General features: G+C 67.2%; 21 protein-coding genes and 1 pseudogene. 9 read left to right on the plus strand and 13 right to left on the minus strand.

The features are described 5' to 3' along the window. The first annotated feature begins 9 nt into the window (after window positions 1–9). Entirely contained in the window at window positions 10–165 is a 156-nt protein-coding gene (locus tag Q1V88_RS04965; protein ID WP_300678850.1) for a hypothetical protein, read from the plus strand. Between the two features lie 21 nt (window positions 166–186). Here Q1V88_RS04965 and Q1V88_RS04970 read toward each other — a convergent pair whose 3' ends face one another. From Q1V88_RS04970 to Q1V88_RS04980, 3 genes are all read right to left on the minus strand, one after another. Then, entirely contained in the window at window positions 187–660 is a 474-nt protein-coding gene (locus Q1V88_RS04970; RefSeq protein ID WP_300678728.1) for an SRPBCC family protein, read from the minus strand. 9 nt (window positions 661–669) lie between these two features. Next, complete coding sequence (locus tag Q1V88_RS04975; RefSeq protein WP_300678731.1) at window positions 670–1497, minus strand: hypothetical protein; 828 nt, start codon at window positions 1495–1497, stop codon at window positions 670–672. A 108-nt stretch (window positions 1498–1605) separates the two neighbouring features. Then, the gene (locus Q1V88_RS04980; protein WP_300678734.1) at window positions 1606–1917 is read right to left on the minus strand and encodes an SAV_915 family protein; all 312 of its coding nucleotides are present in this window, start codon (window positions 1915–1917) and stop codon (window positions 1606–1608) included. Between the two features lie 144 nt (window positions 1918–2061). Between Q1V88_RS04980 and Q1V88_RS04985 the strand changes: the two genes are divergently transcribed. Further along, the gene (locus Q1V88_RS04985) at window positions 2062–2196 is read left to right on the plus strand and encodes a hypothetical protein (protein WP_300678735.1); all 135 of its coding nucleotides are present in this window, start codon (window positions 2062–2064) and stop codon (window positions 2194–2196) included. A gap of 23 nt (window positions 2197–2219) precedes the next feature. Further along, window positions 2220–2603 (plus strand): HNH endonuclease signature motif containing protein, encoded by a 384-nt coding sequence (locus Q1V88_RS04990; protein WP_300678738.1) that lies wholly within the window; start codon window positions 2220–2222, stop codon window positions 2601–2603. On the opposite strand, the pseudogene Q1V88_RS19560 reads toward Q1V88_RS04990, so the two are convergent. Next, a pseudogene (locus tag Q1V88_RS19560) lies at window positions 2572–2793 on the minus strand (alkylphosphonate utilization protein); the annotation flags it as partial. The gene Q1V88_RS04990 and the pseudogene Q1V88_RS19560 overlap by 32 nt on opposite strands. A gap of 33 nt (window positions 2794–2826) precedes the next feature. Here Q1V88_RS19560 and Q1V88_RS05000 point away from each other — a divergent pair. After that, window positions 2827–3405, plus strand: a complete 579-nt coding sequence (locus Q1V88_RS05000; protein WP_300678743.1) for a 1-acyl-sn-glycerol-3-phosphate acyltransferase — start codon at window positions 2827–2829, stop codon at window positions 3403–3405. A 2-nt stretch (window positions 3406–3407) separates the two neighbouring features. On the opposite strand, the gene Q1V88_RS05005 is transcribed toward Q1V88_RS05000, so the two are convergent. Together Q1V88_RS05005 and Q1V88_RS05010 are read right to left on the minus strand one after the other, a co-directional pair. Continuing rightward, the gene (locus Q1V88_RS05005) at window positions 3408–3950 is read right to left on the minus strand and encodes a hypothetical protein (protein WP_300678745.1); all 543 of its coding nucleotides are present in this window, start codon (window positions 3948–3950) and stop codon (window positions 3408–3410) included. 112 nt (window positions 3951–4062) lie between these two features. Then, the gene (locus Q1V88_RS05010; protein WP_300678748.1) at window positions 4063–4506 is read right to left on the minus strand and encodes an Hsp20 family protein; all 444 of its coding nucleotides are present in this window, start codon (window positions 4504–4506) and stop codon (window positions 4063–4065) included. A gap of 174 nt (window positions 4507–4680) precedes the next feature. Between Q1V88_RS05010 and Q1V88_RS05015 the strand changes: the two genes are divergently transcribed. From Q1V88_RS05015 to Q1V88_RS05025, 3 genes are read left to right on the plus strand one after another with little or no spacing between them, the layout of a single operon-like run. Continuing rightward, entirely contained in the window at window positions 4681–4995 is a 315-nt protein-coding gene (locus tag Q1V88_RS05015; protein WP_300678751.1) for a MerR family transcriptional regulator, read from the plus strand. Next, window positions 4985–5671 carry a GTP pyrophosphokinase family protein gene (locus Q1V88_RS05020; protein WP_300678753.1) on the plus strand — a complete coding sequence of 229 codons (687 nt, stop codon included), beginning with the start codon at window positions 4985–4987 and terminating at the stop codon, window positions 5669–5671. Before Q1V88_RS05015 ends, Q1V88_RS05020 begins: the two co-directional genes overlap by 11 nt. 9 nt (window positions 5672–5680) lie before the next feature. Then, window positions 5681–6130 carry a hypothetical protein gene (locus tag Q1V88_RS05025; protein ID WP_300678756.1) on the plus strand — a complete coding sequence of 150 codons (450 nt, stop codon included), beginning with the start codon at window positions 5681–5683 and terminating at the stop codon, window positions 6128–6130. Between the two features lie 10 nt (window positions 6131–6140). Here Q1V88_RS05025 and Q1V88_RS05030 read toward each other — a convergent pair whose 3' ends face one another. The 5 genes from Q1V88_RS05030 to ychF all read right to left on the minus strand — a co-directional run bounded on the left by Q1V88_RS05030 (window position 6141) and on the right by ychF (window position 10447). Continuing rightward, entirely contained in the window at window positions 6141–6461 is a 321-nt protein-coding gene (locus Q1V88_RS05030) for a hypothetical protein (protein ID WP_300678757.1), read from the minus strand. Window positions 6462–6605: 144 nt separating this feature from the next. Then, window positions 6606–6929: a hypothetical protein gene (locus tag Q1V88_RS05035; RefSeq protein WP_300678760.1), complete on the minus strand. Its 324-nt coding sequence runs from the start codon at window positions 6927–6929 to the stop codon at window positions 6606–6608. Between the two features lie 36 nt (window positions 6930–6965). Further along, window positions 6966–7235 carry a hypothetical protein gene (locus tag Q1V88_RS05040; protein WP_300678762.1) on the minus strand — a complete coding sequence of 90 codons (270 nt, stop codon included), beginning with the start codon at window positions 7233–7235 and terminating at the stop codon, window positions 6966–6968. Between the two features lie 292 nt (window positions 7236–7527). After that, on the minus strand, window positions 7528–9240 hold the full coding sequence (locus Q1V88_RS05045; RefSeq protein WP_300678763.1) for a DUF262 domain-containing HNH endonuclease family protein: 1713 nt from the start codon (window positions 9238–9240) through the stop codon (window positions 7528–7530). A gap of 133 nt (window positions 9241–9373) precedes the next feature. After that, window positions 9374–10447, minus strand: coding sequence for a redox-regulated ATPase YchF (gene ychF, locus Q1V88_RS05050; protein ID WP_300678764.1), 1074 nt, complete (start codon window positions 10445–10447; stop codon window positions 9374–9376). A gap of 64 nt (window positions 10448–10511) precedes the next feature. Here ychF and Q1V88_RS05055 point away from each other — a divergent pair, with 64 nt between their 5' ends. Both Q1V88_RS05055 and Q1V88_RS05060 read left to right on the plus strand, forming a co-directional pair. Beyond that, window positions 10512–11027 carry a PH domain-containing protein gene (locus Q1V88_RS05055; protein WP_300678766.1) on the plus strand — a complete coding sequence of 172 codons (516 nt, stop codon included), beginning with the start codon at window positions 10512–10514 and terminating at the stop codon, window positions 11025–11027. Next, on the plus strand, window positions 11024–12502 hold the full coding sequence (locus Q1V88_RS05060) for a PH domain-containing protein (RefSeq protein ID WP_300678769.1): 1479 nt from the start codon (window positions 11024–11026) through the stop codon (window positions 12500–12502). Before Q1V88_RS05055 ends, Q1V88_RS05060 begins: the two co-directional genes overlap by 4 nt. On the opposite strand, the gene Q1V88_RS05065 is transcribed toward Q1V88_RS05060, so the two are convergent. Together Q1V88_RS05065 and Q1V88_RS05070 are read right to left on the minus strand one after the other, a co-directional pair. Further along, window positions 12486–12884, minus strand: coding sequence for a hypothetical protein (locus tag Q1V88_RS05065; RefSeq protein ID WP_300678770.1), 399 nt, complete (start codon window positions 12882–12884; stop codon window positions 12486–12488). The two genes, Q1V88_RS05060 and Q1V88_RS05065, sit on opposite strands and share 17 nt — an antisense overlap. Then, a complete protein-coding gene (locus Q1V88_RS05070; protein WP_300678773.1) occupies window positions 12881–13918 on the minus strand; it encodes an LLM class flavin-dependent oxidoreductase in 1038 nt (345 codons plus the stop codon). Before Q1V88_RS05070 ends, Q1V88_RS05065 begins: the two co-directional genes overlap by 4 nt. Between the last annotated feature and the right edge of the window lie 25 nt (window positions 13919–13943).

The following is a 13943-nucleotide window of genomic DNA, read 5'->3' on the forward strand; positions in this document are numbered from 1 at the left end:
TGCCGTCCCGTGACCTGCAAGACGTGCCAGAAGATCACCTGGGCCGGATGTGGTCAGCACATCGCCCAGGTGAAGGCCGGGGTACCCGCCGACATGTGGTGCGGCGGGCACCCGCGTGAGGAGCGCAGCGGCGGGCTGCTCAGCCGCCTGTTCAAGCGCGGCTGAGGCCGCGCGGGGGCCGGTCGCTCAGACGGCGGCCGGCTCCAGGATCTGCTTCATCGCAGCCAGGGTGGCGGTGATGCCGGCCTCGGCGTTGCCCGGGGCACCGGCGATGATCGTGTCGGCACGCTCGGGGTACTTCACCCGGATCGTGGCCTGGCCCTCCTCGGAGAACTCCCACGACTCGGTGAGGACCGCGGTGCCCTCCTCGGGGCCGGCCGTGACGGCGTACGTCCACGACGCGATGCCCGGGCCGGTCGACCAGCCGAAGGTGGTGCCGTCGGCGACGAGGACCTCGTTGCGGGTCTCCCAGGTGCGGCCGGCGACCTCGTTGCGTCCGAGGAAGGACGCCCCGACCTCGGCGACGGCACCGTCGTCCCAGACCACCTCATGACAGACCGGGGACCACTCCCCCGTCCGGGTGACGTCGGAGAAGAGGGCGTAGACCTCCTCCGGGGCAGCGGCGACGGTGACGGACGCGGAGTAGGTCAGGGTAGGCACGCCCGCAACCTATCGGCCGGGGGTGAGCCTGGTGCAGGCCGCTCCCACCACGGCGAGCACCGCACCCCCGGCAGCGACGGCGAGGAACCAGGCCGTGACGTCGGAGGTGAGCGCGTCGAGCACCGCCCCACCCAGCGCGTCGGCCGCGTCCAGGGCCACCCCGCGAGCGAAGAACCACGCCACCAGCCCGACCAGTGCCGTCCCCACCACGGCCAGGCCGGCGATCACCAGCGCGGTGGCCCGCCGCTGTGCGACCAGCAGACCGGCAGCGGCCAGGACGAGGGTGGCGACCAGGGAGGGTACGGCGAGCAGGTCGAGGAGCCTCGCGGAGTCCAGCGCCCTGACCAGCGACGGTGAGGCGGCGATGTCGACGGTCCCGCTCGGCGTCGGCAGCGCGCTCGCGAACGGCACCCCCATCGCCGTCAGGCGCTCGCGGAGTCCCTCGAAGAGCACCCCGAGATCGACGCTGAGCGACTGGTTCGAGACGCTCGCCCACAGGTTCTCTCGCCGGATCGTGGCCACCAGCTCCTGGTGCGAGCGGCGCACTGCCGTGCGCCACACCTGGGCGAACTGATCGGTCGCGACCACCCTCGCCGTCGTGGCCGAGGCCACCGGGGCGAGCGCGGACGGCAGCCCGTTCTCCTCCATCGCCTGCACCAGCGCCGACGTCACCCGCCGCTGCACCTCGGGCCGCTCGATCAGCGGGCCGACGGCACTGGTCCACCGGTCGCTGTCGAGCAGGTGATGCTGGCCCCAGACCGCGACGAAGGAGAAGGACCCGACGAGGAGCGACGCGATCAGCAGGACGGCAGCGAGCGTGGTGCGCAGGCCAGACATGGCCCCACCCTCTCAGCCGAACAGGGGAAAGTAACGCCCCCCCCCACGACGTGAACAGGGGGAGAGTAACCCCCACCACGGCGCGAACTTGGGGAAAGTAACCCCCACCTAGGCGGGGCTACGCAGCCCACCCGGAGCCATCACCAGGTCCGGGTCGACCTGCACCCGCTCGATCCCGATCGGGTCCAGGACCTCGTGCAGCCGGCGCAGGGTGAGGTGGTCGTGGGCGGTGCCCGCACCCATCGCCTCCTCGAGCCGGCCGAGGGAGGTGAACGCGATCGCGGTGCGGGTGCCGTCGGGCAGCCGACCGGTCAGGAGTACGTCGATCCCGTCACCGACCCGGCGTACGGGCACGACGATGTGATCACGTGGGGCGTCCAGCGCCTGGGCCATCGAGGTCAACTCCTCTGCGGGGGCCACGGATCCGTTCCGCGCCCGGTCACTCCGACCCTCCTCCCGCGGTGGCCCCGAGGCCAGCCGAACCGCGTTAGGTCCGCATCAGGATCGTGTCAGTGCCCCGTCAGGGCTCCCCGCCGAGCGTCCCGGCGCCCGCACAGTAGGGGCATGCGCATCCCGCCGTACCACCACCATCACCGTCCCACCGGCCTCGGCGACCTCACCGGGGTCTGGGTCGTGTGCGCCGCCGCCGCGATCGCGACCGGTCTCGCCCTGCTGGCGCGGCTGCTGCTCGGAGACTGACGCGAGCACCCTAGGCTCCTCCCATGCCCTCCCGCACCAAGGCCGCCACCTACGCACGGCGTCGGGCGCGACGGATGGCGAAGGTCGACCACGACCTCACCCCCGCCCAGTGGGAGGCCATCCAGGAGGCGTGGGGCGGCTGCGCCTACTGCGGCGCGGCGGGCGGCACGGGGCCGGGCCAGGGACTGCAGCGCGACTGCATGCTCCCCATCTCCCGCGGCGGGCGGTACACGCTGGACAACGTCGTACCGGCGTGCGCGTCGTGCAACGCCAGCAAGTGCAACACCGAGCTGACGGTCTGGATGCGGCGCAAGCGGCTCGACGAGCGGGCGTTCTGGGCCCGCACAGTCGAGATCACGCAGGCCCTGAGCGACCTCAGAGGACCTTCTTCACCACACTCGACTTGAGCTGCATCTGCCCGAACCCGGGCACCTTGGCGTCGATGTCGTGGTCGCCGACGCCGTCGGTGATCAGGCGGATGCCCTTGACCTTGGTGCCGACCTTCACGGTGCCGCCGCCGGCACCCTTCACCTTGAGGTCCTTGACGATGGTGACGGTGTCACCGTCGGCCAGCTCGTTGCCGACGGCGTCCTTACGGGATGTGCGGCCACCACCGCTTAGCCTTGCCGCATGCTTCGACGGATCGCTGCCCGCCTGTTCTGGTCCGTCTCCGGTTGGAAGCTGGTCACCGAGCCGGCCCCGACCCGCCCGACGGTGCTGATCGGGGCGCCGCACACGTCCAACTGGGACTTCATCCTGATGTTGGCGATCGCGTGGCGGCTGGGGATCCACGTCCGGTGGCTGGGCAAGGACGGCCTCTTCCGCGGCTGGCGCGGACCGCTGATGCGCGGGCTCGGCGGCATCCCGGTGGACCGTTCGAACCCGGCGGGCGTCGTCGACAACGTGGTCGCCCAGGCCCACGCCGGGGAGGTGTTCGGCCTGGTCGTGACGCCGGACGGCACCCGGGGCGCGCACACGCACTGGAAGTCCGGGTTCTACCGGATCGCGCGGGAGACGCAGATGCCCGTCACCCTGGGGTACGTCGACCGCGTCACGAAGACGACCGGGCTCGGCCCCACGATCGAGCTGACCGGGGACATCGCCGCCGACATGGACGTGATCCGGGCGTTCTATGCCGACAAGGCGGGGTTCCACCCGGACAAGCGGGTGGAGCCGCGGCTGGCCTCGGAGGACGCGCCGGGAGCCTGAGGTCAGGCGCCCCAGATCCAGTTCACCAGGCCGCTGAGCGGCTCCGGGACGGACCCGAGGTCCACGTCGGCCGCCATCCGGGCGGCGTACTTCGCCTTGCGCTCCGACGAGGCGGCGAAGAAGCGTCGGAGCTGCTCGCGCGGCTCGGCTTCGCTGTGGGCTGCCTGGGCCTGGAACGAGCGGAACCCGCTGAGGTCGACGTACGACTCCAGCACGGGGGTCAGCTCGCTGACCCCGATCGCACCGATCAGCTCGTCGAGCAGATCCCTGCGGCAGGCGAAGAAGCCCTGGCGGGTGAGGTCCTCGCCCTCCTGCCGGTTGAGGGCTCCGGCGACGAACCGCTCCTCGGCCTCGGAGTAGAGCCCGCCGACGCGGTGCCCGGCGGCGGTGGCCTCCTCGATCCCGCGCCCGAAGTTGCCGGCCCCGTTGAGCACGGTGACGGTGATGTTCTCGGTCTCGAAGTCCACGCCATAGCGCGGCGCGAACGCGACCAGGGCCGCCTGATCAGCGGCAGACTCGACGAGGAGGGTGATCGGCTTCGACATCAGGCCTGAAGCGTACTGAGGGTCCTGAACGGCGCCACATCGGGCCGCCCCGGACAGGCAGACGCGGCGCCCCGGGTCCCCGGTGCGCCGCGCGCCATGGTGTGTCTCGCTGCTAGGCGGTAATCGCCTCGGGCGTGTCGTGACGACCGCTCGCGTCGCCGCTGCGCACCTCGATCCGGCGCGGCTTGGCCTTCTCCGCTACCGGGATCGTGAGTCGCAGCACCCCGGCGTCGTAGTGCGCGTCGATCTGGCCGAGGTCGAGATTGTCGCCCAGGACCAGTTGCCGGCTGAAGAGCCCCTTCGGGCGCTCCGAGGCCAACGGCTCCCAGTCACCATGGCGAGCCGGTCGCTCGGCTCTGACCGTCAACACGTTGCGCTCAACGTCGATATCAAGGGTGTCAGCAGCAACGCCGGGCATGTCGAGCTCGACGATGAAGCGGTCGCCCTCGCGCCACGCGTCCATCGGCATGATGGCCGGGCGTGAGGTCGTGCCGGTCCCCAGAAGCTGCTGGGCGAGCCGATCGAAGTCACGAAACGGGTCAGTACGCATCAACATAGTGGTTCACCTCCAATGAGATCTGGTTGACGACCTATAGTGGCCGCTAGAGATTTATTTAGCACTCCGATGTGCAGCTTTCAAGAGCCAGTGGAGCCGCGAGCCTCCACGCCCGACGCGACCGACACGACAGGACCGGTGATGGCGATCCCCCACGACAGCCAGGATGGGACGGTGGCGCTGTATGCCATCTCCATCGCCGCAGAGCTGGTCGGCACCGGTATCCAGAATCTGCGCGCGTACGAGCGACGCGGTCTGGTCGCCCCGCACCGGACCCCGGGCGGCACCCGGCTCTACAGTGCCAACGACCTCATCCGCTTGCGCCGTATCACCACGCTCCTGTCCGACGGCCTCAACCTCGCTGGAGTGGAGGTCGTCCTCCGACTGGAGGACCAGAATGAGGCGTTACGACTCAGGCTCGCCCGTATCGACCCCCGGGGCACAATGAAGGCCCCCGCCCCCGACGAAAAGCCGATCAGTGACCTCTGAAACCAGCACCCCGCTCGAGCAGCTCCACGACTCCGCACTCGACGTCGGCGCGGATCTGTTGGCCATGCGCCTGCACTACCGGTTCGGGATGGACGTCGTCCTCACCAAGATCTCGATGCTCCAGCGCGAGTTCGAGGGCACCCGGGACTACTCCCCGATCGAGCACGTCCGGTCGCGGCTCAAGACGCCACAGAGCCTGATCGCCAAGGCGCAGCGGCTCGGCGTGCCACTGGTCCCGTCGGAGATCAAGGCGCACATCCGCGACATCGCCGGGATCCGGGTGACCTGCAGCTTCACCACCGACGTGTACTGGATCGCGCAGATGCTGAGTCAGCAGCCCGACGTCACGGTGGTCGAGGTCAAGGACTACATCAAGAACCCGAAGGCCAACGGCTACCGCTCCCTGCACCAGATCATCTCGGTGCCGGTCTACCTCTCCGACCGCACCGAGCACGTCTTCGTCGAGCTCCAGATCCGCACGATCGCGATGGACTTCTGGGCCAGCGTCGAGCACAAGCTGTTCTATAAGCACGACACCGACCTGCCCGACCGGCTCCGCGCCGAGCTCGACTTCGCGGCCCGGCTGGCGGCGGACCTGGACGAGCGGATGGAGAACCTGCGCACCGAGATCGAGGAGCCCTCGGTCTCCCGACAGGCACTACCCCCGACCCCGTAACCTCGTCTCATGACGTACGACGTCGCCGTCTGGGTCGGCGCGATCCCCTCGAGTCCACACGCCGCCGACGAGGAGTTCGAGCGTCGGATGGATCAGCTGGAGGAGGCCGACGGGGAGCTCACTCCCGCACCCGAGCTCCTGGCGTACGTCGAGGCCGCGCTCGCCCTCTACCCCGCGCTCGACGACGCTCCTGAGGGCGCCGAAGGCTCCGATGACGACTGTCCGTGGGCGTCGGCACCCCTGGCCGACGAGATCGTCGGCGACACCCTCTGCTTCCCGTTGACGTGGACCGGTGCGGAGTACGCCCGTGATCCGCTCGCCGAGCTGGCCGCCTCGATGGGGCTGGTCTGCTACGACCCCCAGGAGGAGACCCTGCTCCCCTCTCCGCCCGCCCATCGGGCGGTGCGCGCCGCTGAGCGCCGGCCGCGGACCTGGTTCAGCAGGCTGCTGGGGCGCTGACTCCGCGCGTTCAGAGCGCGGCGGCCGGCGCGCGCCGAATACGCCCGGCACAGGAAGGAACTCGGCCACCTCGATGGTGCCGACCTCCAAGGTGCGGATGGCCCTCCAGGACCGCATCGATCTCCTGGCGCGACGGGGCCTCCAGGATGGAGTAGCCACCGATGCCGCTCTCGGACTGGACCGGCGAACCCCCATCGACGATCACATCCCCCGCCCTGCCGAACCAGTCCATCCAAGCCTGCATCCCCGCCTGCTGCTGCTCGGGCGTGGCGTTGGCCATCTGCTCCGCCGCGCTGGCGTCGGTCCGATAAAGAAGGAGAAACTTTGCCATTGCTGTGCTTCTGATCTTCGAGATGACAGCACCCGCACCCGCGGGCCTGAGGCGAACCTAGAAGCCCATGCTGAGACGCGGCTGATCCTCAGTCAACGGCTGAGGAAACGAATACCCACGGAGCACACCGACGACGAGAATGCGTCACGTGGCGCTCTGCTGCCGTTCCTCGCCGGAGTCGAAGTGCTGGTCCAGGTAGTCGGCCACCGACAGGTCCGAGGTGCGCATGAGAGAGAAGACCTCAGCGCCCTGGCTCGGCTCGTCGCTCATCGCGAAGGCTTGGTAGAAGCCGACCGCCTCCCCGTCGCCGAGCAGGTCGACGTACTCGGCCGCCTCGGTTTCGGCTTGGGCGATCGCATCGTCGAGGTCCGGAGCCTTGAAGATGACGACCCGTTCCTCGTAGACGTCGCGCCCGTCGAGTCGCTCAGCGAAGCGATAGACGCTGCGCACGCCGAACCAGTGAGACACGGCCCGAGCGTACTGCTCCCCCTGCCGGCGGTTGGCCTACACCGCCAAGCGGTCTCTGGCCTCCCCCACCCGTCGCTTCGTCTCAGCCGCCAATTCGTCGTGGCAGGGCGTTCGGTAATCGATGTTCACGATGCAGCCGAGCTTCGCGGTCCACGGCTGGTCCGGGATCGACGCAGGAAGGTCGGTCGCCGCCCACCGGACCAGGCGATCAGCCAGGAGCTTCCAGTCCGCCCGTTCGAAGTCCTTGGGGCCGATCTCCTTCAGGAGGAGACCGGTCTGAATCTGGTCGGCCTCGATGTCTACCAAAGTGGTCCTGGAATTTGAGCAAGAACTCAGTAGAGACTCAGAGGTAGCGACTCAGCCGCCGCAAGACGGCATCGGCCATGAACCCCCGCTTGTCGCGAATAATTGCGTCTCGCCGCAATAGTGCGTTTATCGCAACAGCGAAACGGATCCACAGGATCCCTGTCAGCGATCATCCGTGAATCCTTCCGGCCCATCCGCCGGCACGAACTGACAGTCTTCAAGGCGTCAGGACGTCGTGAATCGCGATATTGAGCCGCCAGCCAGCAAGGCCCTTGCGCCACACGAAGACGGATCAGATGGGCTTAAGGATCGTGTTTGCAAACTCCTCAGTTCGCTTCCGAATAACTTCCGGGGTCCAGGATTCATATCCGAGCGTTCCGACGCTACGCGGATAGTCCGAAACCCGAGGCGACAGATATGTCGCCTTCTTTTCACTAAAGTCCTTGTTTTGAGCAGATGAATTCTTAGACTTGCTAAGCAGGACCAGATTTCCAACCGAATGAACCAAAGACTTTATTTCGTCGACAGTGAAGTCTGTCAACCACTGGCTCTCGGCGCGCGGATTCTGAGGCAGAATATGTTCGATAGAGCGAGGCGAGAACTCTCGCGGTTCGATCAATTCAGTCGCCTGAATCTCCGCACGAACGAGGAGATACTTCGCGAATCCAGATCCATAGAACTTACTTTCGCGACAGGCATTCTGAACTGCCTCGAGGCCCACGTCCATTGATTCAATCACAGTCGCCGGCCGAACTGAGACGTCGATTGACTTCAGAACGCCCGTATAAGACGAATAGCGCTCATCCTTGCGAACTCCTCGAACCCACTGATCCACAAATAGGCGTTCGAGAGCAAAGAGAAATGTCATTAAATCGGATTTTCCAAACTTGCCAGCGAAGGACAGGACACAAGCCCTCCACTCACTCGCCCGAAATTCTCCAACCATTGCATGCATTAGGGTCTTAAAGCGCGCATTATCCTCGGTGTCAGCAAGGAAGTCCCTGGCAATGAAAATCGCGTCCCAGAGATCAACATACTCACCCAAGGAGTTAATGAAATCCGTGCCGGGCGATGGCCGACCCGGCTTGTTGTAGATGCGGGTCTCGAACTCATGCAGAAGGTCGCCCTCCGGCTTCTCTTGCACATAAATCAATCGAAGCGCAGCGAAAAGGGCCTCGAAATCACGCTCTCCCAGTGCCTCTTCATACCCCTCCCACTTACGTGCATACTCCTCCCGCAAATCATCATGCGAGATTTCACTCGGGCTAAGATTAATTGCCTTCAAGACATCGATCCGACGGAGCTGTTTTCCTCGGTCATTGACCACTGTAAATAGCCGAAAGGCGTCATCAAAACTGCTCGCAGCAAGGTAAATTACCACGACGTGCTGAACAATGAATTCGATGAGACCTCGGAGGTAGTCCTGAGATTGACCCACGAGTGCATCCCGGAATATGGATACGGCGTCTCGATATCGGCGAGCAGTCGCATCCAGCGGCAGAATTTCGATCTCCGAATCAAGCGTGCCGCGCGATCGCACCACAATTCGTTCATACGGGCCAGAGTCGCGAACTGAGAGTCGTGGCCTAGATGGAATTCCCTGGAACTTCTTCTCTGGCTGCACGAGTAGGTCCTGAACCTCGTCCGCATCGGACTCGAGTAGATCCCTCAGGCATGCTAGCAGTATTGAAAGAGCCGTGAGGCGCTGCTGGCCGTCAACGATATCGAAGGACTCCGGAGCAGTCTCATGTAGCACAAGAGTTCCCAAAAAATAATCGGTATCTCTCTTGGCTGCCATCAAGTCGTCTATCAGATCCGAGAGCTGGTCTCGATCCCACGAGAATGGACGTTGATAATTCGGGACAGAAAAGAAGAACCCTTCAGCAAAGAGTTTTCCAATGCGAACCGTGTCACTATTGAGATTGACCACAGCCCCTCGCTTCACTTTTCGAGATTCACCCTGTTGCGACAGTCGAATCGACATGAATTTCCGCAGATATTGCATGTCGAGACACTCCTCGACGACTGGCCTGGAGCGCTCGCAACACTTCGCGGCGATCCGTAAGCTCTCACCCACCCTCAACCTTATAGGCCCACTGCCGGTCAAGGGTACTGCGAGGCAAGAAATCGCCCATGACTCAGACGTTGAAGCGGAACTCCACCACGTCGCCGTCCTGCATCACGTAGTCCTTGCCCTCCATCCGCACCTTGCCCACCTCGCGGGCCTTGGCGACGGAGCCGGCAGCCATCAGGTCGTCGAAGGAGACGATCTCGGCCTTGATGAAGCCCTTCTGGAAGTCGGTGTGGATCACACCGGCAGCCTCGGGGGCGGTGGCGCCCTGCGGGATCTCCCAGGCGCGGACCTCCTTGGGCCCGGCGGTGAGGTAGGTCTGCAGGCCGAGGGTGGCGAAGCCGACGCGGGCGAGCTGGTGCAGGCCGGACTCGGAGATGCCGAGGTCGTTGAGCATCTCCAGGGCCTCCTCGTCGGTCATCTCGATCAGCTCGGACTCGATCTTGGCGTCGAGGAAGATCGCCTCGGCCGGGGCGACGATCTCGCGCATCTGGGCCTTGAGGTCCTCGTCGGCCAGCTCGTCGGTGTCGCAGTTGAAGACGTAGATGAACGGCTTCGCGGTCAGCAGGGTGAGCTCGCGGATCAGCTCGCGGTCGATCTTCGTCGCCGAGATCGGCGAACCGGCCTCCAGCGCGTCCTTGGCCTCCTTGACCGCGGCGAGCTTGGGGGCGGTCTCCTTCTTGATCCGCGCCTCCTTCTCCAGGCGCGGCAGGGCCTTGTCCACGGTCTCCAGGTCGGCCAGGATCAGCTCCGTCTGGATCGTCGAAATATCCGACGCCGGGTTGACGTCGCCGTCGACGTGGGTGACGTCCTCGTCGCGGAAGACGCGGGTGACCTGGCAGATCGCGTCGCCCTCACGGATGTTGGCGAGGAACTTGTTGCCCAGGCCCTCACCGGCCGATGCGCCGCGCACGATGCCGGCGATGTCGACGAACTGGACGGTCGCCGGGAGCAGCTTCTCCGAGCCGTAGATCGTGGCGAGCTTCGCCAGCCGCTCGTCCGGCACACCGACGACGCCGACGTTGGGCTCGATCGTGGCGAACGGGTAGTTCGCCGCGAGCACGTTGTTCTTGGTCAGCGCGTTGAAGAGCGTCGACTTGCCCGCGTTGGGGAGACCGACGATTCCGATGGTGAGAGCCACGAGGGTTGAGTTTATGGGCCCGTACGTCGGCCCGGGGAATCCTCCGTGTGCCACGCTCTGTCAGGTGAGGACCGACAACAGCCCCACCCTGCGTCAGCCCACCCGCCCGGTGAGCCACCTCGCCCCGCGTCTGTGGCGGCTGGTCGCCCTGCTGCTGGCGGTTCCGGTCTGGGTGCTGGGCGTGCTCGCACTGGTGCTCGGGCTGCGCGCCGAGGCCGCCGGATGGCACTGGGGCCTCACCGTGGTCGGCGTACTCGCGTTGCTCGCCCCACTGCCGTGGCTGACGCTCATCCCGGTGCTGCGCTACCGGGTGCACCGCTGGGACGTCACCGACCTGGCGCTGCACGTCCGGCACGGCTGGCTGATCCGCACCGACGAGATCGTGCCGCTGTCACGGATCCAGACCGTGGACTCGGTGCAGGGGCCGTTGATGCAGCACTACGGGCTGCGCACGGTGACGGTGAAGACGGCCTCCTCGGCCGGCCACGTCGAGATCGCCCAGCTCGACGACCCGGTCGCCCGGGAGGTGGTCGCCCACCTGGTGGCGATCACCGCGGCGACCCCGGAGGACGCTACGTGAGGCTCTTCGCCCCGAGCGTGGATCCTGACGGCTGGCGCTCGCTGGACAAGCGCACCCTGCTGACCGACCCGATCAAGGTGCTGCGCAACTTCGCCGTCCCCGCCCTGGTCGGCATGATCGGGATCGCCTCCACCGGCGGCGGCTGGGGCGCCCTGTTCGTGCTGCCGTTCGCTCTGGCCGGCTCCGCGTTCTTGGGGGCGATCCCGTGGCTGACGACGAGCTACCGGATCACCGCGACCCACGTCGAGATCCGCTCAGGCGTGTTCAACCGGCGCACCCTGACCGCACGTCTGGATCGGGTCCGCAGCGTCGACCTGGAGGCGCAGCTGATCCAACGCCTGCTCGGCATCACCACGGTCAAGATCGGCACCGGAGTCGACGAGGGCCAGGTCGAGCTCGACTCGCTGTCGCAGGCCGGCGCCGAGGAGCTCCGCCGCTCCCTGCTCCACCGCTCCCACACCACCGCGGACCCGACCCCCGCCGCCCCGGCCCCGATCGCCCACATGGAGTGGTCCTGGCTCCGCTTCGCCCCGCTCAACCTGGTCAACCTCGCCCTGCTGGGCGGCACCCTCGCCGCCCTGGCCGGCCAGCTCCAGGGCGACCTGCGCTCGGTGATCAACCGCGACACCGTCAGCAACGTGCTCAGCCACGGCGCGCTGTGGCTGGCGATCGTGGTCGTGCTCGCGATCGCCGTCGGCTGGACCGTGGTCGCGTGCCTCGGCTACGCGCTGCGCTGGTTCGGGCTCAGCGTCACCCGCGAGCAAGGCAAGGACGGCCCGACGCTGCGGCGCCACTCCGGGCTCTTCACCACCCAGTCGATCACCGTCGACGAGTCGAAGGTCCGCGGCATCTGCCTGCGCCGCCAGCTCCTGATCCGGGCTGCGGGCGGGGCCGAGCTGTCGCTGCTCACCATCGGCCTCAAGGACGACACCCCGGCCCTCCTCCCGGCCGCTCCCCTGCCCGTCGTACGTCGACTCGGAGCGAACGTGCTCGCCGACGACGCCCCGCTCGTGGCCCCGCTGAGGCCCCACGGCCCCAAGCCGCTGTGGCGCTACCTGCGCTGGGCGGTGGTGAAGGCGGCCGTGGTCGCGGTGGTGCTGGCGGTGCCGGTCTGGGCGTTCGACTCGTCCTGGGCGGTGGTGGCGGTGCCGACCGTGGTCGTGCTGGCCTGTCTGACGCTGAGCGCGATCGGCCGGGCGCGGGCGCTGGGCCACACCCAGACCGAGCACCATCTGGTGGCGCGCTCGGGGTTCCTGGTCGAGGACCTGGTCGCCCTCGAGCTGGACGGGATCGTCGGCTGGCGGCTGCGCCAGACCCCGTTCGACCGCCGGCTCGGACTGGCCCGGCTGACCGCGACGACGGCCGCGGGCAAGGAGAAGGTCGTCATCCACGACGTACCGCTGGGCGCAGCGATCACGCTGGCGGCCGGGGCGACCCCGACCCTGGTGGAGCCGTTCCTCACCCCAGCTCGGTGATCGCCCCCGAGCGCAGCACGAAGAGCCGCACGCCCAGCTCGCGGGCGGCGATGAAGGTCCACGAGCGCGGCTTGAACGCCTCGGCCGTGGTCTCGCTGAGCAGCAGGCCGATGGTGGCGCCGGGGAACTCACGCTCGCGCAGCCACTGCATCTTGAACAGGTCGGCGAGGGTCTTGTTGCGCTGCTGGGACGTGTAGGCACCCTGGTTGAGCACCGCCTGGATCAGGAACGTCCCTTCAGGGTCGACCCCTTCGAGCTCGACGTTGGTGCCCGGCGCGATCTCCAACGCCCGGGGACGCAGCCGCACCCCGAGGTGGTCCGACAGGGCGAGCAGCCCCGCCCGCTCAGCGGAGTCGGGGCCGAGGCGACGCCATTCGTTCATGCCCTCAACTGTGGCAGAACGGTCCGGCCGAACAGCGGCAGGTCACTGAGGTAGTCGGGGAAGATCAGCATCAGCCCGTCGAGGTCGGCCGCGGCGACCAGCCGTCGGATCTCGGCGGCGACGGTGTCGGCCGCCCCGGCGACGTACGGCACCTGGAAGGCCTTCTCCCCCGTCGCGTCCTCGACCCAGGAGCGGGCCCAGTCCTCGGGGATGCCCCAGGCCAGGCTCATGTTGAGCAGCGCCTCGCGGTCCAGGCCTTCGCCGTACGCCGACACGCGGGCCTGCGCTGCGGCATCGGTCTCGCCCTGGACGACGGTGAGCATCGCGTAGGTCTTGCAGGTCCGGCCGAGCTCGGCGGCGCGGGCGTGGACGCGCCGGGACTTGTCGGCCATCTCCTCGAAGGAGTCGGCGCCGAGGAAGGCACCGTCGGCCCAGGTGGCCTGGAACTCGATGGCCTCGTCCGAGGCGCCGGCGTTGATGATCGTCGGACGCGGGCTCGGGTGGGGGCGTGACTCGGCGCGGTCCAGGGTGAAGAACTCCGAGTCCATCGACACCTCCTCGGCCGCCCAGAGCCGGGTGACCGCCTCGGTCCACTCCGCCGTCATCCGGTAGCGATCGGCCTTGGACAGCTCGCTCCACAGCCCCATCTGCTGGAACTCGTCGGCGTAGGAGCCGTTGACCACGTTCATCCCGGCTCGGCCCCCGGAGACCTGCTGGAGGGTGGTGTACATCTTCGCCGCCACCACCGGGTGGTGCAGGTTGGCGTGCATCGTCGCCCAGATCCTGACCGTGGAGGTGCACTCGGCGAGGGCTGCCATCAGGGTCATCGACTCCAGGGTCTCGCCCCAGTGGTCGGTGCTGCCGCCGAACCCCTTCCACTTCGCCATCGACATGATGAAGTCGAGTCCGGCCTGCTCCGCATCGACCGCGACCTGCCTGTTGTAGGCATAGGTCGCCTCCGGGTGCGGGGCCGTGGTGGAGACCAACCAGCCGCCGTTGCCGATCGGCAGGAAGACGCCGTACTCGGTCTCCACCTGACTCTCCTTCATCATGTCGTCG

This window comes from Nocardioides sp. (genome assembly GCF_030150155.1).
Lineage (GTDB): Bacteria > Actinomycetota > Actinomycetes > Propionibacteriales > Nocardioidaceae > Nocardioides.